General features: G+C 62.6%; 15 protein-coding genes. 1 reads left to right on the top strand and 14 read right to left on the bottom strand.

The features are described 5' to 3' along the window. Nucleotides 1-23: 23 nt before the first annotated feature. Nucleotides 24-1,187, top strand: coding sequence for a hypothetical protein (locus SCL_RS03815; RefSeq protein ID WP_197702702.1), 1,164 nt, complete (start codon nucleotides 24-26; stop codon nucleotides 1,185-1,187). Nucleotides 1,188-1,367: 180 nt separating this feature from the next. On the opposite strand, the gene SCL_RS03810 is transcribed toward SCL_RS03815, so the two are convergent. From SCL_RS03810 to dapA, 14 genes are all read right to left on the bottom strand, one after another. Beyond that, the gene (locus SCL_RS03810) at nucleotides 1,368-1,676 is read right to left on the bottom strand and encodes a segregation and condensation protein A (RefSeq protein WP_096359994.1); all 309 of its coding nucleotides are present in this window, start codon (nucleotides 1,674-1,676) and stop codon (nucleotides 1,368-1,370) included. A 70-nt stretch (nucleotides 1,677-1,746) separates the two neighbouring features. After that, entirely contained in the window at nucleotides 1,747-2,418 is a 672-nt protein-coding gene (locus SCL_RS03805) for a lytic transglycosylase domain-containing protein (RefSeq protein ID WP_096359993.1), read from the bottom strand. 180 nt (nucleotides 2,419-2,598) lie between these two features. Beyond that, nucleotides 2,599-2,961: a cupin domain-containing protein gene (locus SCL_RS03800; RefSeq protein WP_096359992.1), complete on the bottom strand. Its 363-nt coding sequence runs from the start codon at nucleotides 2,959-2,961 to the stop codon at nucleotides 2,599-2,601. A 17-nt stretch (nucleotides 2,962-2,978) separates the two neighbouring features. Further along, the gene (gene pgl, locus SCL_RS03795; protein WP_197702701.1) at nucleotides 2,979-3,683 is read right to left on the bottom strand and encodes a 6-phosphogluconolactonase; all 705 of its coding nucleotides are present in this window, start codon (nucleotides 3,681-3,683) and stop codon (nucleotides 2,979-2,981) included. A 4-nt stretch (nucleotides 3,684-3,687) separates the two neighbouring features. Then, nucleotides 3,688-5,163, bottom strand: a complete 1,476-nt coding sequence (gene zwf / locus SCL_RS03790) for a glucose-6-phosphate dehydrogenase (RefSeq protein ID WP_096359990.1) — start codon at nucleotides 5,161-5,163, stop codon at nucleotides 3,688-3,690. Between the two features lie 120 nt (nucleotides 5,164-5,283). After that, a complete protein-coding gene (gene gnd, locus SCL_RS03785; protein ID WP_172425911.1) occupies nucleotides 5,284-6,198 on the bottom strand; it encodes a phosphogluconate dehydrogenase (NAD(+)-dependent, decarboxylating) in 915 nt (304 codons plus the stop codon). A gap of 64 nt (nucleotides 6,199-6,262) precedes the next feature. Continuing rightward, nucleotides 6,263-6,856, bottom strand: coding sequence for a TMEM175 family protein (locus SCL_RS03780; RefSeq protein WP_096359988.1), 594 nt, complete (start codon nucleotides 6,854-6,856; stop codon nucleotides 6,263-6,265). A gap of 10 nt (nucleotides 6,857-6,866) precedes the next feature. Then, a complete protein-coding gene (locus SCL_RS03775; protein WP_096359987.1) occupies nucleotides 6,867-7,265 on the bottom strand; it encodes a VOC family protein in 399 nt (132 codons plus the stop codon). Between the two features lie 10 nt (nucleotides 7,266-7,275). Next, on the bottom strand, nucleotides 7,276-7,683 hold the full coding sequence (locus SCL_RS03770; RefSeq protein ID WP_096359986.1) for a hypothetical protein: 408 nt from the start codon (nucleotides 7,681-7,683) through the stop codon (nucleotides 7,276-7,278). Between the two features lie 46 nt (nucleotides 7,684-7,729). Then, nucleotides 7,730-7,981 (bottom strand): GlsB/YeaQ/YmgE family stress response membrane protein, encoded by a 252-nt coding sequence (locus SCL_RS03765; RefSeq protein ID WP_096359985.1) that lies wholly within the window; start codon nucleotides 7,979-7,981, stop codon nucleotides 7,730-7,732. A 752-nt stretch (nucleotides 7,982-8,733) separates the two neighbouring features. Beyond that, on the bottom strand, nucleotides 8,734-12,723 hold the full coding sequence (gene purL, locus SCL_RS03760; protein WP_197702700.1) for a phosphoribosylformylglycinamidine synthase: 3,990 nt from the start codon (nucleotides 12,721-12,723) through the stop codon (nucleotides 8,734-8,736). A gap of 159 nt (nucleotides 12,724-12,882) precedes the next feature. After that, on the bottom strand, nucleotides 12,883-13,662 hold the full coding sequence (locus SCL_RS03755; RefSeq protein WP_096359984.1) for an MBL fold metallo-hydrolase: 780 nt from the start codon (nucleotides 13,660-13,662) through the stop codon (nucleotides 12,883-12,885). A gap of 53 nt (nucleotides 13,663-13,715) precedes the next feature. Beyond that, nucleotides 13,716-14,837, bottom strand: coding sequence for an outer membrane protein assembly factor BamC (gene bamC, locus SCL_RS03750; RefSeq protein WP_096359983.1), 1,122 nt, complete (start codon nucleotides 14,835-14,837; stop codon nucleotides 13,716-13,718). Nucleotides 14,838-14,867: 30 nt separating this feature from the next. After that, the gene (gene dapA, locus SCL_RS03745; protein ID WP_096359982.1) at nucleotides 14,868-15,746 is read right to left on the bottom strand and encodes a 4-hydroxy-tetrahydrodipicolinate synthase; all 879 of its coding nucleotides are present in this window, start codon (nucleotides 15,744-15,746) and stop codon (nucleotides 14,868-14,870) included. Between the last annotated feature and the right edge of the window lie 64 nt (nucleotides 15,747-15,810).

Here is a 15,810-nt window from a genome sequence, read left to right as displayed (position 1 = left end):
TCTGTTTTCTCGTCCGGATTTTCATGGAACTCTCCAGCGAAGACCTGCTGCGGCTGAACGTGCTGCTCGCCAACGACATTGAGGCGATCCGCATCGACGAGCAGAGCATGACGGTCTACGGGCTGGCGCGCGGCAACGAGGCGCGCGTGCCGCTCAATCCCAACTGCCGCCCGGAGAAATACCTGCGTCTGGTGCGCGAGATGCTGTCGAGCCACGTGCTCGGCTCGCCCGGCGGTTATCCGGTGTTCCTGCAACGCTGGACACGCATGGGTCAGGCGCGCGAAACACAGCTCGACAAACTGCTGCTGCTCGGCGAGCCCGAGGCGATCACTGCCGTGGCCGGTGCACCCGGCCTGTCCGACGATCTGGCGCGGCGCACCTGGTGGGCCCAGCCGACCTCCGACATCGCGCGGCGCATGCTCGACAAGCAGGCCGTGGTGCAGGGGACCATGGGCCGGGAACTCGCGGAGCACCTGGCGGAGCATCTGCCGTTCGAATCCGACCCGATGCTGGTGATCGCCACGATCCGGCTGATACTGCAGCCGGGGCTGATCGAACCCGAGGCACGCGACCGCATATTCCGGCTCGGCACGCACCGCAACGTCTATCACATCGGATTTCTGGAAGCGCTGCCGGACGAGCTGCCTGAACCCCTGCCGGCCCGAGCGGATCACGCAGATTATCGCAACCGGCTGGCGGCGCTGGCGGCGGAAGGCAACGCACTGGCGGCGTTGCTGGCCAAGCTGCTCGGCAGTCCGGGCCAGACCTTCCTCGCCGTCTCCGAAACGCCATTGCAGCACCCGGTGGACAAATATACCGTGGCCAAGCTCATGGACATCATTGGGAATTATTTCAGGCCGGCGCTCGGCGGGCAAACCCCTGCCCGCGAGATCGGCGCGGCCATCGCCGGCGCGGAAAAACGGATCGCCGCCCCGGGTGACGAGTCCGCGGCGCTGCTGGAAGCCGTGCCGGCATTGCGCGGGGAAATCGCCGCCATGCTCACGCTGGCGCACACCGGCGAGGCGCTGGTTACACCCATCATCGCCGCGTCCACCGCGAGCGGCACCCTGCTGCGCCGCAAGCTCGAACCGGTGCTGGATCCTCTGCTGAAGCAATATGCGGTGCTGCGCAAAACCGCGCACGCCACCGGCGGCGGCCGGGCGTCAAGACGAATTCCTGCAAGATAGATATTGTGGGGCACGAAAAGCGCGGCGTTGCGCACTGTTCGCGTTCATGTCAGGGAAACATCTAAACCCGTCATTCCGGCGCAAGCCGGAATCCAGTTTATTACTGATTTTTTTTAATATCCTGGACCCCGGCTTTCGCCGGGGTGACGAAATGCCCTATTAATCTGTAACTCCTGCCAATTATTTATCTTTGGGGTCTTTCTTGCCGCGGCCGATCCGGGTGATCGGTACCACCACGTTCTTCTTCGGCTCGTCCGTGTAGTACGGGCGCATGTCCATGGTCTTGCCGGAATCCTCGATCAGCTCGCGCTCACGCGCGGAAATCAGCTTGAGGCACTGGCGGATGCCCTCGATGGTGCGGTCGGATAGCGGGTGCTTCAGGCCCGGTTGCGTGGCCGTGTCCTTCACGACATCGGTCAGCACCAGTTTCAGGGCCTTCAGAATCTGGTGTTCCTTGCTTTCCAGCGGGCTGGTTTTGTCGTCGCTCATGTCCTGTCTCGGCCAATACGGCGGGGGGCGTAACCGGCCGCAGGTTACAGGGAATGCCGCGGCTTGGCAATCAGCCGCCGGGCGGATTGGCGGCGAGTGTGGTGTAGCGGTAGCGGGGACTGTACTGGCGCTGGTACTGCAAGACTTTCCTGACGTACATCTGCGTTTCCGCGTATGGTGGGATGCCCTGATGTTCTTTCACCGCGTTCTCGCCGGCGTTGTAGGCCGCGATGACGAGGTAGAGCTTGTTGTTGAACATGTCGGAAAGAAATTTCAGGTGCTGCACGCCGGCGCGGATATTCTCGACCGGATTGTAGATGTCGCGCACCCCGTAACGGCGCGCGGTCTCCGGCATCATCTGCATCAGACCGCGCGCGCCCTTGTTCGATACGGCATAAGGGTTGAACGCGGATTCCGCGTGCATCACGGCCTTGACCAGCGCGAAGTCGACGCCATTTTCATCGGCATAACGCCGGATCAGACGGTCGTAAGTGGAGGAGGATTCGCGAAACACCGGACTGTTCTTCCGCGCCGCCAGCTCGCCCGCGCCCTTCACGTCCGGCGTCACGCGCACGACGCGCGTGTGTTTGGCGTTGATCGGATGATCGGTGATCATGCGCGAGCCGTCCGGCATCTCGTACACGTACACCTCGGCCAGGGCCGTGGCGCTCATGGCAAACCACGCGCACAGCCCGAGGGCTGCCGCGCTGCGTCGCGCCGATGACAGTCTGTGACTCCGCATCCGTCAGAACTTTCCGTTTAAATCCAGGGGTATAGCTTGCAACTCCCGTGCCGACGGTGGGGAGCAGAATGGCCGGCTAACTTCCTGCCCAGACACGAGATTTTGGGCGCGGGGCGGCAGGCTTCACAGCCGGTAAGCGGAAAACGTCAGGAAATGGCCGCAGCGCGGCCGCACAGTGGTCTACTTGATAACCTCGGTATCGCCGTGAGAATACGGCGGCGAGCAGCTGCACAGGATTTTCAATTCCGTCGGGCCGGTGTTGTCCACCCGGTGCGGCGTCCCGGGCGGGATGCAGATGGTGTCGCCGACGTGGATGGCGAAAATTTCATCGCCGCGCACCATGCGCCCTTCGCCGGCGGTGACATGGTAAATCTCCTCGCTAAGACCATGCCGGTGCAACTGCGTGCCCTGCCCCACCGGCACGATGGCCTCCGCCAGACTCTGGTTGGCGTTGCCATGCACATTCGGATGCATCAGCTCGCGAATGATGGAGCCGTCCCTGGTGACAAAAGATTCGACGCTGACGTATCGGCTTTTATGCATGGTTCACCATAATCGTATTATGCCTCCGGCCACGCCGCCCGGTCGACATACACGTCCACGCCCAGAACCGGCACGATATGCCGCGCCGGGATATCCGCTCCCGCGCGCCAGGCCCGCACCGCGTCGCGCTTGGCTTCGCCCCCGACCATAAACAGTGCCCGTTGTGCGCGGCTCAGGCGCGCGGCGCTCAGGCTCACGCGCTCCGGCGGCGGTTTCGGCGCGGCGCGCACCGCCAATACGTCCGCCGCGCCCTCCTCCGAACCCAGGGACTGGCCGGGGAACAGGCTGGCGATATGGCCGTCCTCACCCAGACCGAGCAACACCAGATCGAACTCCGGCACGCGGCGCATAATCTCGGCATAGCGCTGCGCGCCCTTTTCCGCGCCATGCTCGGCCGGGATGGGATGCACGTTAACCGGGGGAATCCGGATGTGGTCGAGCCAGGCGCGGCGTGCCATGGTGTCGTTGCGCCCGGGATCGCCGCGCGGCAGGCAACGCTCGTCGCCAAAATAAATCTGCCACTTGACCCAATTCGCCCCGCATTCGCGCAGGCGCTCGTAGGCATTCTTGGGCGTGTTACCGCCGGCCAGCACCAGATGAAACACGCCGCGCGCCGCAATCGACTGGCGCGCGGCATCGAGGATAAGCGCCTCTGCCTGGCCCGCGAGCGCCGCGGCGTCCGGAAACACCTGCCAGCGCGTCGTCGGTGCCGGAGCGCTCACGCCGTCAGATCTCGTTGCGCCAGACCTGGTCTTCGCGCTCGAACAGGCGCCCGGCCTCGCGCGGCCCCCAACTCCCGGCCGGGTAGGTAGCGATGTAGTCGCGGCGGCGCGACCAGTCGCGCAGGATCGGGTCGACCACGCGCCACGCCCATTCGACCTCGTCGAAACGCAGGAACAGGCTGCGGTCGCCTTCGACGACGTCCAGCAGCAGCGTCTTGTACGCTTCCATCGTGGTCGCCTGGGTCGGGCGGTACGAGGCGTTGAGGCGCACGATGCGCGTGTTCATGCCGAGACCGGGTTCCTTGGCGTGCAGCTCGATGTGCATGCACTCGGTCGGCTGCATCGACAGCAGGATCCAGTTGGGGTCGATGTGCGCCGCGCCGGCGTCGTGGAACAGCAGTTGCGGCGGATGGCGGAAACGGATGGCGATGAGCGAGGAATTCTCCGCCAGGCGCTTGCCGGTGCGCACGTAAAACGGCACGTTGCGCCAGCGCCAGTTGTCGATATAGAACTTGGCCGCCACGAAGGTCTCGGTCGCCGAGCCCTTGGCCACGCCCGGCTCCTCGAGATAGCCCGGCGCGTCCTTGCCATTCACGCGCCCGGCGGCGTACTGGGCGCGGTAGGCGTGCTCGCCCACGCCCTGCGGCGGAATCGGGCGGATCGAGCGCAGCACCTTCACCTTCTCGTCGGCCAGGGCATCGGCTTCGAGTATCGCCGGCGGTTCCATCGCCACCAGCGTCAGCAGCTGCATCAGGTGATTCTGCAGCATGTCGCGCATGGCGCCGGCGGTGTCGTAATAGCCGGCGCGCCGGCCCACGCCTTCCGACTCGGCCACGGTGATCTGCACGTGGTCTATGTAGTTGCGGTTCCAGATCGGCTCGATCAGGGTGTTGGCGAAGCGGAACACCAGCAGGTTCTGCACCGTTTCCTTGCCGAGGTAGTGATCGATGCGGTAAATCTGGTCTTCGTCGAAATAGCGGTGCAACTTGGTATTCAGCTCCTGCGCGCTGGCGATGTCCTCGCCGAAGGGCTTCTCCACCACGATGCGGTGCCGGCCGTGGGTGCGGCTGATGCCGATCTTGCTCAGTTGCTCGATCACCACGAGAAAATCCGACGGCTTGATGGCGAGGTAGAACACCATGTTCTCGCACACGCCCATGCGCGGCTTGCTGAGCTCGTCCATCATGCGCTTGTAGGCCTGCGGATCGTTGAGATCGCCCATGACGTAATCGAAGCGCGCCTCGAAACGCTGGAACACCGCGGCATCGAAGCTGTCGCCGAGATGTTCCTGGATGCTCTGCTTGAGGAAGCCGAGCCATTCGCTCAGGGTCCAGTCGCGCCGGGCAAAAGCGAGGAAGCGCAGGTCGGTGTTAAGCCGGTCCGCGGCCTCCAATTGATAGAGCGCCGGCAGCAGCTTGCGCGCGGCGAGGTTGCCGGTGGCGCCGAAGATGACGAAATAACAGGGTCCGAGGTCAGCCATGTTGTCCTTTCAGTATTTTTCTTCCCTAATATCTTTAAAAAAATGAATGGACAGGATTCACAGGATTAACAAGATTTTGTTCACAAGATTTTTTAATCCTGTAAATCCTGTTAATCCTGTCTATTTTGTTTTTTCTTTTGTCGCATGCCCGCCGAAACCCCGGCGCATCATCGCTAGCAGCCTGTCGGCGTATTCGTCCTTGCCCTGGCTCGCGAAACGCATCATCAGCGCGAGACTCATGACCGGCGTCGGCACACCCTGCTCGATGCCCTCGAGCGCGGTCCAGCGGCCCTCGCCCGAGTCGGCCACATAGGGCGCGATGCCCTGCAATTCCTGATCAAGCGCCAGGAATTCGGCAGTGAGATCGAGCAGCCAGCTGCGCACCACGCTGCCGTGGCGCCACATCTCGGCGACCGCACCGAGATCGAGCTTGAAATCCTCACGCGCCTTCATGAGCGCAAAACCCTCGGCATAGGCCTGCATCATGCCGTACTCGATGCCGTTGTGGACCATTTTCACGAAATGCCCTGATCCGACCGGCCCGCAGTGCAGCCAGCCCTTGTCCGGCGCGGGCGCGAGCACTTTAATGATTGGCGTCAGGTGCTCCATGGCGGCCTTCTCGCCGCCCAGCATCAGCGCATAACCGTTCTCCAGGCCCCACACACCGCCCGACACGCCGGCATCGATGTAATGCAGCTTTTTTGCCGCCAGCGCCTGCCCGCGGCGCATCGAATCCTTATAGTAGGAATTGGCCCCGTCCACGACGATATCGCCCGGCGCCAGCCGGGGGGCGAGTTGGTCGAGATGTTGTTGCGTCACGTCTCCGGCGGGGAGCATCAGCCAGACAATGCGGGGGGTTTTGAGACGGGAGACCAGGTCTTCGAGACTGTTCGCGGCCTTGAGGCCGGTTTCATTGGCCAAATCCTTCGTGACATCAGCGTTGCGATTCCACGCGACGACCCCGATGCCGCCCTTCCTTAACCGCCGGGCCATGTTGGCCCCCATGCGCCCCAGACCGATCAGTCCCAGTTCCACGGTCAATGTCTCCGGAATTATCCTTGCAGGAATGTTGACCTTAACATGAAACCGGGAACGGCTGCTAAGAAACGGGTCCTTTCCGCGCAGCCAATGTGCGTTCAATGCGCCGGTCGGGCACCAGCCACATTGCCGCCACCAGAATATATATCGCTCCGGCGACCCATGGAGCAATGAAAGCGGCAAATATCGCGATGACATAAAGCACGGGGGATATCTTCCCCTTGAAGTCGCTGCCCACGGCCTTGGCGAGCACGGATTCCCGGCCATGCCGGGCGATGATGGCCTGCTGCAAAATCCAGTATGCCACGGCCGCCATCAGCAATACCACGCCGTACAGGGCCGTCGGCATGGCCGCAAAGTGATTCTCGCCCATCCATCCGGTCACGAACGGGAACAGCGACAGCCAGAACAGCAGATGCAGGTTGGCCCACAGGATCGCGCCGTTCACATGCTGCGTGGCATGCAGCATGTGATGATGGTTGTTCCAGTAAATGCCGAGATAGATGAAGCTCAAGACGTAAGTGAGGAACACCGGCAGCAACGGACGCAGGGCGGCGAAATCCGTGCCATGCGGCACTTTCATTTCCAGAACCATGATGGTGATGATGATAGCGAGCACGCCGTCGCTGAACGCCTCCATGCGGTTTTTATTCATTATCTGCCTTTTATGTATGCGGGAACTGCGGATTCCAGGCGACTTCCCAGAGAAACCCGTCGGGATCGGCGAAATAACCCGTGTACCCGCCCCAGTCCGCGCGCGTGCCCGGCTTCGCGATGCGCCCGCCCTTGGACGCGACTTCCTTCAGCAGCGCATCCACCTCCGCCGCCGAGCGCACGTTGTGCGCCAGCGTGAAACCGGGAAACCCCGATCCCGCCGCCGGCACCCCCGCATCCGCCGCCAGCAGCTCGCGCGGATACAGCGCCAGCCAGGTTTTGCCCAGCTCGAAGAAGGTAACCTCGGGCGGTGTCGGTATTCGCGGCAGGCCCAACACTTCCTCATAAAACCGCGTCGCGCGCTGGAGGTCGGAGACTCCGAGGGTTACGAAACTGAGACGGGGTTCCATCTGAACCTGTTTATTTCTTGGCTTCTTTCATTTCAGGCAGACAACTTTGGTTATCTATCTGCGCATCAAGGTTATATTCCTTACCAGCTTCAACAATGATTTGTATTGTTGCTACATTTTGGTAAACGCTCGTTTTAAAAAACGTTTCTTTCCTCAACATGCAATATATTTCTAGTTCGTGCTTACCAGGAAGAACCTCTACTGCGGCATCATATACACCCGATTTACGGCCATCCACGCTTTGAATAATTACTTCTTTATTAGTACGGTTTGGCATCCTGGGAATATTTTTGATAATTGCTACTTTTTCTTTAGAAAGTTCTGCCCCCTCATGCAACTTGTTAGTCCCGTAACAACCTGCGATTGAAACGCTGAGGATTAGAATCGACAGCGTCAGATAAGCCATGCTGTTTTTCATTTTTTCTCCTCGAAATCTAACGGCGGGGTTCCATGTTGTCAGGTCGTTATGCCTTCTTGAGGATGCCAATAATGAACAGCAGCAATGCCGCCCCAACGGTTGCCATCACGATTGAACCAATCAATCCACCCGCCGAGATACCCAGCAAACCAAATACAAAACCACCCAGTACGGCGCCGATGATGCCAACAACGATATTACCGAGCAGGCCAAAACCTCGGCCTTTCATGAATGTTCCCGCCAACCAGCCGGCTACGGCGCCAATTGCCAGAAATATTAACAATCCTGTTATATCCATGATTTCACCTCCGTGTCGTTATGAATTGAGCCTGGCCCCTTTAATTAGGGCAATGAGAGATTCTGCGACTTCTGAGAGTGGGATGCGTTGCCTATTTGAATAGTAGACGCGGTGAACTGTTTCCAATTCCATATATGCCTCCCCTCCGGAACTGTTTGTTTATTCAGAAGAGCTGGTGCTTGTATTTCTTATTTCATCTAACTCTGCAACTGAAAATAATGCACATAATTGAATCTTCCCACCCCTTGAGTCAAGCAAAGCTCGGAAAAGGTTTCGTTTTAAGGCCCCATATGGCGCGCCCGAGCATCGCAAGCCTCGGGTCGAGCACCCGAAGGGGCGCGGCAGGGATGCCGCGCGTCGTCCGACGGCACAGGGACGTGCCGTCGGACGACTGCCGTGCCCGAGGCGCGAAGCGCAGGGAGATGTCGCGCCATTAGGCGGGCGTGCTTTCTTTGGTTACTTTCTTTGCACGAGCAAAGAAAGTAACCAGCCGTGGGTCTGCCACCCACAAGTAATACGCGGGCGGAGCCCGCTCGACAATTACCCCTCTCCCTAGCCCTCTCCCGCATGGGGAGAGGGGACATAATGAAAAAGCCGCCTTGCGGCGGCTTTTGTTTATTCAAAACCTAGATTCCCGCTTTCGCGGGAATGACGACCAAGATAAGTTCGCGGGGACGACGACGGTATTGTCCGGCGGGTTACGGCAAAAATCGCCTAACCCGCCCTACATGAACTAATGTGAGGTGACGAAGTCACCCAACCCAAACTCTCGCATTTCGGAACATCCTCATCCACGCCCCGTCCTCGCCCCATTCGTCCGGATGCCAGGAATTGGCGACGGCGCGGAACACACGCTCGGGGTGCGGCATCAGGATGGTGAAGCGCCCGTCCGGCGTGGTGAGGCCACAGATGCCGTGCGGCGATCCGTTCGGGTTGTACGGATAGGTCTGGGTGAGAGCGCCGCGGTTGTCCACGAAAGTCAGCGCCACCTGCTTGTCGAGAATGATCTGCTCGACATGCGCCTCGTCGCGGAACTCGGCGCGGCCTTCGCCGTGCGCGACAGCAATGGGCATCATCGAGCCCTGCATGCCGGCGAGCAGGATCGAGGGATTCTGCGGGATCTGCACCATGGCCACGCGCGCCTCGAACTGCTCCGAGGCGTTGCGCACGAAATGCGGCCAGCGCTCGGCGCCGGGGATGATCTCGTGCAGGTTCGACATCATCTGGCAGCCGTTGCAGATGCCGAGCGCGAAGCTGTCAGCGCGCGTGAAAAAAGCCGCGAACTCGTCGCGCGCGCGCGAGTTGAAGAGAATGGATTTTGCCCAGCCCTCGCCCGCGCCGAGTACGTCGCCGAAGGAAAACCCGCCACAGGCGGCGAAGCCCTTGAAGTCCTTGAGCGAGCGGTGGCCTTCGATGATGTCGCTCATGGTCACGTCCACGGCGGTGAAACCGGCGCGATCGAAGGCCGCCGCCATTTCCACCTGGCCATTGACGCCCTGCTCGCGCAGGATGGCGATGCGCGGGCGCGCGCCGCGGCCGATGTAGGGCGCGGCGATTTTCTCCTCGGGATCGAAAGTAAGATTGGCGCTCAGGCCCGGGTCCTGGGTGTCGAGAATGCGGTCATATTCCTCCTGCGCGCACCGCGGGTTGTCGCGCAGGGCCTGCATCCGGTACGTGGTCTCGGACCAGGCGCGTTGCAGGTTCACGCGCGAGTCATAAAAGATTTCCTTGTTGTCGTGGTTGAAACTGATGATGTCGTCATCGGTCAGGCTGCCGATGATATGGGTGTGGCGCGCGAGGCCGGCCTGCTTGAGCGCGCCGATGATGCCTTCGCGGCGGGAACGAGGCACTTGCAGCACCGCGCCCAGCTCCTCGTTGAACAGCGCCGCGATCGGGTCGCTGCCGAGGTCGGAGAGATCGATGCGCACGCCGGTGCGCCCGGCGAAGGCCATCTCGCAGACGGTCGCAAGCAGGCCGCCGTCGGAACGGTCGTGATAGGCGTAGGCAAAGCCGAGTTCGTTCAGGGCCTGGATGACGTGGAAGAACAGGCGCAGCACGCGCGGATCGTCCACGTCCGGGGCCTCATCGCCGAGCTGGCCATACACCTGCGCCAGCGCCGAGCCACCGAGGCGGTTGGCGCCCTTGGCGAGGTCCACCAATATAAGATCGGTCTCGCCCTTGTCGGTGCGCAATTGCGGTGTCAGCGTCTTGCGCACGTCCATGACCGGCGAAAACGCGGACACGATCAGCGACAGCGGCGCGGTCACCGCGCGCTGTTTGCCTTCGGCGTCCTGCCACACGGTTTTCATCGACATCGAATCCTTGCCGACCGGAATGGAAATCCCGAGCGCCGGACATAGTTCCAACGCCACCGCGCGCACGGTGTCGTACAGCGCCGCGTCCTCGCCCGGATGGCCGGCGGCGGCCATCCAGTTGGCGGAGAGTTTCACGTCCGGGAGTTTCTGGATGCGCGCGGCGGCCAGGTTGGTGAGCGCCTCGCCGATGGCCATGCGCCCGCTGGCGGCGGCATTGATCAGCGCCAGCGGCGTGCGCTCGCCCATGGCCATGGCCTCGCCGGGGTAGCCGTCGTAACCGCTGGCGGTGACGGCGACGTCCGCCACCGGCACCTGCCACGGCCCCACCATCTGGTCGCGGCACACCAGGCCCGACACGGTGCGGTCGCCGATGCTGATGAGAAAGGTCTTGTTGGCTACTGTCGGCAGCCGCAGCACGCGGTACACCGCATCCTTGAGATCGAGCCCCTTGGTCTTGAAGCGCTCAAGTTTGCGCTTCGCGTGCTTCACATCGCGCTGCATCTTCGGTGGCTTGCCGAGCAGCACCGCGAGGTCCATGTCGATGGGTGTCGCCATGCGTTCGGCGAGCGCGGCATCCGCCGTCAGGTTCCGGTTCGATCTGAAGTAGCCGTCTTCCAGCGCCAGATGCCGTGCTTCGGTCGCTTCGCCGACCACGGCATAAGGGCAGCGCTCGCGCTCGCACAGCGCGCGGAAGGTTTCGAATTCCTTTTCTTCCACCGCCAGCACGTAGCGCTCCTGCGCCTCGTTGCACCAGATTTCCATGGGCGACATGCCGGGCTGGTCGTTCGGCACCGCGCGCAGGTTGAATTTTCCGCCGCGGCCGGCGCCGTTCACCAGTTCCGGCAGCGCGTTCGACAGGCCGCCGGCGCCGACGTCGTGGACCGAAAGAATGGGATTGTCCTCGCCCAGCGCCCAGCACTGGTCGATGACCTCCTGGCAGCGCCGTTGCATCTCGGCATTGGAGCGCTGCACCGAGGCAAAATCGAGTTCTTCGTGGCTGGTGCCGGTGGCCATGCTCGAAGCGGCGCCGCCGCCGAGGCCGATGAGCATGGCCGGGCCGCCGATGACGATGATTTTCGATCCCGCCGGAATCTCGCGCTTGTGCACATGCTGCGCGCGGATGTTGCCGAGGCCGCCGGCCAGCATGATCGGCTTATGGTAACCGCGCATCTCACCGTCCACTTCCAGCTCGAAGCTGCGGAAATAGCCGCCGATGTTAGGGCGGCCGAATTCGTTATTGAAGGAAGCGCCACCGATCGGCCCTTCGAGCATGATCGAAAGCGCGCTTACGATGCGGTCGGGCTTGCCGTAATCCTGCTCCCACGGCTGTTCCGCGCCGGGGATGCGCAGATTCGACACGGAGAATCCGGTGATCCCGGCCTTGGGCTTGGCGCCGCTGCCGGTCGCGCCCTCGTCGCGGATTTCGCCGCCGGAACCGGTGGCCGCGCCCGGGAATGGCGCGATCGCGGTCGGGTGATTGTGGGTCTCGACCTTCATGAGGATGTGGGTGTCGTCCTCGTGCCAGGCGTAAACGCCCGTGCCCGGCTCGGGGAAGAAACGCCCGATGCGCCCGCCCTCGATGACCGCGGCGTTGTCCTCGTAGGCGCTGAGCGTGCCCTTGGGATTGGCGGCGTGGGTCTTGCGGATCATGCCGAACAGCGAATCGGTCTGCTTTTTGCCGTCGATGATCCAGTCGGCGTTGAAAATCTTGTGGCGGCAGTGCTCGGAATTGGCCTGTGCGAACATCATGAGCTCGACATCGGTGGGGTTGCGCTGGATGCGCCTGAAATTCTCGACCAGATAATCGATCTCGTCCTCCGACAGTGCCAGACCCCATTCGCGATTCGCCGCGACGAGTGCTGCGCGCCCGCCCGTGACGAGATCCACCACGCGCAGCGGCGCGGGAGCATCTTCGCGGAACAGCTCGGCGGCCTGCGCAAGCCCCGGCAAGACGTTTTCCACCATGCGATCGTGGATCAGCGGCATGAGCGCTTCGCGCTCGGCCGCGCCCAATGCAACGCCGTCGCTCATGGTGAAATGCCAGGCCACGCCGCGTTCAATACGTCGAATCTTTTTCAGCCCACAGCAATGCGCGATGTCGGTGGCCTTGGTGGACCAGGGCGAAATCGTGCCGAGACGCGGGACCACCAGCAGCGGCGCCGTGGAAGGATTCGCGTGGACGGTGTCGGCGGCGGGGCCGTAGGTCAGCAGGCGCTCCAGCAGCGCGCGCCCGCGCGCGTCGAGCTCGCCATCGAGCGCGGCGAAATGCCAGTAAAGCGCGGTCACGCCGGTCAACCCCGGCACGCGGCCCTGCATTTCCTTCAGCAGCCGGTCGCGCCGGAAAGGCGACAGGGCCGGGGCGCCGGGCAGGGACAGCACGGCGGCGGCTTTCGGTGCCGGGGAGGATTCGGGTTTGCTGCCAGTCATGCTGTGAGTGTCTGCTGATGAAACACCATCAAAAGTGCCGTCACTCCGGCGAAAGCCGGAGTCCAGATTATTAGAGTTCGTAAAGTCATATGATACTGGATGCCGGCTTCCGCCGGCATGACGGAGAAATAAATTGATTCAGAGGTGCCTGACATTCCGTTATGCCCAAGCCTCGGCCACATGGTGAAACGCCAGCCCTTCTTCCTGTTCGGCGACGTCGATCCACTCCGGTTCGCAATCCAGCGCGCGCGCCAGCGCCGCTTGCGCCAGTGCCGGGGTGTTGTTGGTCTCGGACAGATGCGCCGCCGCCACGTAGCGCAGGCGCGGCGACATGATCTGCGACAGCAGTTCCGCCGCCACCTTGTTCTCCAGGTGGCCGTGCGGGCCTTCGATGCGCGCCTTGAGCGAGGGCGGATAGGGCCCGTCACGCAGCATGCGCGCGTCGTGATTGCATTCCAGCACCAGCGCGTCGCAGCCGCTCAGCATCTCAATCACATGTGCAGTAATCGAACCGATATCGGTGAGAAAACCGAAGCGCGTGTCGCCGTTGGAAAAGCTGAACTGGCAGGGTTCACGCGCGTCATGCGGCACCGGGAACGGCTGCACCTCGATGTCGTCGATGGCGAAGGCCTCGTGCGGGTTGATCAGGCGGATGTCGGTACCCTCGTCGAACTGACCCTTGAGCGCGGACCAGGTCCCGGCCGTCATCCACACCGGCACGCCGAACCGGCGCGCGCAGCTGGCCGCGCCGCGGCAATGATCGCTGTGTTCATGGGTAATCAGGATCGCGGAAAGCTTGCCGTGATGGCGGTCGTGCCGCGCCAGGCGCGCGGCGGTTTCGCGCGCGGAAAATCCGCAGTCGAGCAGGAGCGCGGTGCGGCCGCACTCGATCAGCGCGGCATTGCCGCGGCTGCCGCTGCCGAGGATCGCAAAGCGCAATCCGGCCCCGTCAGCCCGTGCCCTTTTTCCCGTGTTCTGCAGTCGCAACCCGCCTATTTCAGTTGATCGTAAAGCAGCGTCAGGATGCGCTCGCTGGTCCCGGACTGCTCCGGCGCACCCTCCCTGGTCAGCACGTCCACCCGGGTTGCGGTCTCATTCCCCTTCAGGACGATCTGGTATTCATTGGTCGGCTCGGCTTCCTTCTTGCTGAACAGGCGCCGGAACCAGCCCTTCTTCTTCTGCGCCACGTCCGGGTCGATGTAGCGCACGTAATAGACGCCCTTCGAACGGTCGCGATCATCGACAGTGAAACTGGTCCGGTCCAGCACCAGCCCCACGCGCCGCCAGGCGCGCTCGAAATCCTCCGACAGGCTGAGGGAGATGCTGTCTTTCTCGCGATTGAGTTTGGCGCGCTCGGGGGCGGTGGTTCCCGCGCTGGAGGCGATCATGCTTGCCGCCTTTTCCTCTTTCACGCCCAGGCTCGCCATCAGCAGGCGCAGCATTTCCGCTTCCAGGTCCGGGTCCGAGGGACGCGGCTGCCAGCGTGTCTCGCCGATGCCGGAGGGATCGTTGCCGACGAGGGTCTCGACCATGCCGCGATGGCTCAGGTAGATTTCCGTGGTGCCGGGTTCCTTGCCGCGTTCGAGGCGGATGCGGTATTTGTCGCGCAGGCCGGTGGAGTACAGCGTGCCGAGCGATTTCGCGAGTATTTTCTGCATGCCGGTGCCGACTTTCGCGCGGTTCTCGGCCCAGTCGGTTTCGAGCACGCCGGTTTGCGGATTTTCCTGGTCGATGATGAGGCCGCGATCGAGGACGAATTCACGCACCCGCGGCCACAGTTGCTCCGCCGGCAACTTGACCACCAGCCAGCGAATCTGGCCGGCGCGTTCGAGCCTGATACCGTCGTAGGCCGGGAGCACGTCACTGCCGGCCGCTGTCTGCTTCTTCCCCTCCCCGCTGACGAATCCCGAATAGGTCGCGGCGCCGGGCACCGGCGCCCCTTCCTTCGCATCCCCGGCGCCCTCGGGCGCGGCCAGTTCCGGCGGGATATCGAGCGGCGGCAGGGTGCGCGTGGCCTTGTAGTCGATCTTGCGTTTCTCGGCGATGGTCTGGCAGGCGCCGACGGACACGGCCGCCAGCAAGCAAAGCAGGAGTCTGGCGAAGCGTATCGTCATGGATCCTCGGCTAGTGAATAAAATCATCGGTCAGAATGTAATACCCGCGGCGCGCATGGCCTGGCGCACGGTTTCGTGATGCTTGCCCGACAACGGCGTCAGCGGCAGGCGGATGCCCCCTTTGATCAGGCCCATCTCATTTAGTGCCCACTTCACCGGGATTGGATTGGCCTCGATGAAAAGGTTCTTGTGCAGACCCATGAGGCGGTCGTTGATGGCGCGCGCTTCCTTTTCCCGGCGTTCCTGCCCGAGCTGGCACATCTCGTGCATCAGCTTCGGCGCGACGTTGGCCGTGACCGAAATATCGCCCTTGGCCCCGAGCAGGATGCAATCGAGCGCGGTGGCGTCGTCACCCGAATAAAGATCGATTTTGTCGCCGCAGCGGCGCAGGATGTCGCGCGCGCGGTCGAGATTCCCCGTGGCTTCCTTGATGCCCACTATATTAGGAATGTCGGCGAGACGCTCGACGGTTTCCGGCAGCATGTCACAGGCGGTGCGTCCGGGCACATTATAAAGTATCTGCGGAATCGGCACGGCCTCGGCGATGGCCTTGTGATGCAGGTACAGGCCTTCCTGGGTCGGCTTGTTGTAGTAAGGCGTCACCAGCAGGCAGGCATCGGCGCGGGCCTTCTCGGCGCAGCGGGTGAGTTCGATGGCCTCGGTGGTCGAATTGGCGCCGGTCCCGGCGATCACCGGCACCCGGCCGCGGGCCTGCTCCACCGTCACGCGGATCACCTCGCAGTGTTCGTCCATGTCGAGCGTCGGCGACTCGCCGGTGGTGCCGACCGCGACGATGGCGTCGGTGCCGTTCTCGACGTGGAAATCGACCAGGCGGCGCAGCGCGGGCAGGTCCAGCGACCCGTCTTCGTGCATGGGCGTGACCAGGGCCACCATACTGCCGTGAAACATAAGGCGCAAACCTGAAAAAATGGATCGGGGAAGGCGCATGGTACTTGCGCCTTCCGCCGATGAC

This window comes from Sulfuricaulis limicola (genome assembly GCF_002355735.1).
In the GTDB taxonomy this organism is placed as follows: Bacteria; Pseudomonadota; Gammaproteobacteria; order Acidiferrobacterales; family Sulfurifustaceae; genus Sulfuricaulis; species Sulfuricaulis limicola.
This window is presented reverse-complemented; position numbering and strand designations above follow the sequence as displayed.

Coding starts and splice junctions, on each gene's coding strand:
- SCL_RS03815 (WP_197702702.1), top strand. CDS start 24: ATGGAACTCTCCAGCGAAGACCTGCTGCGGCTGAACGTGCTGCTCGCC.
- SCL_RS03810 (WP_096359994.1), bottom strand. CDS start 1,676: ATGAGCGACGACAAAACCAGCCCGCTGGAAAGCAAGGAACACCAGATT.
- SCL_RS03805 (WP_096359993.1), bottom strand. CDS start 2,418: ATGCGGAGTCACAGACTGTCATCGGCGCGACGCAGCGCGGCAGCCCTC.
- SCL_RS03800 (WP_096359992.1), bottom strand. CDS start 2,961: ATGCATAAAAGCCGATACGTCAGCGTCGAATCTTTTGTCACCAGGGAC.
- zwf (WP_096359990.1), bottom strand. CDS start 5,163: ATGGCTGACCTCGGACCCTGTTATTTCGTCATCTTCGGCGCCACCGGC.
- SCL_RS03780 (WP_096359988.1), bottom strand. CDS start 6,856: ATGAATAAAAACCGCATGGAGGCGTTCAGCGACGGCGTGCTCGCTATC.
- SCL_RS03775 (WP_096359987.1), bottom strand. CDS start 7,265: ATGGAACCCCGTCTCAGTTTCGTAACCCTCGGAGTCTCCGACCTCCAG.
- SCL_RS03770 (WP_096359986.1), bottom strand. CDS start 7,683: ATGAAAAACAGCATGGCTTATCTGACGCTGTCGATTCTAATCCTCAGC.
- SCL_RS03765 (WP_096359985.1), bottom strand. CDS start 7,981: ATGGATATAACAGGATTGTTAATATTTCTGGCAATTGGCGCCGTAGCC.
- purL (WP_197702700.1), bottom strand. CDS start 12,723: ATGACTGGCAGCAAACCCGAATCCTCCCCGGCACCGAAAGCCGCCGCC.
- bamC (WP_096359983.1), bottom strand. CDS start 14,837: ATGACGATACGCTTCGCCAGACTCCTGCTTTGCTTGCTGGCGGCCGTG.
- dapA (WP_096359982.1), bottom strand. CDS start 15,746: ATGTTTCACGGCAGTATGGTGGCCCTGGTCACGCCCATGCACGAAGAC.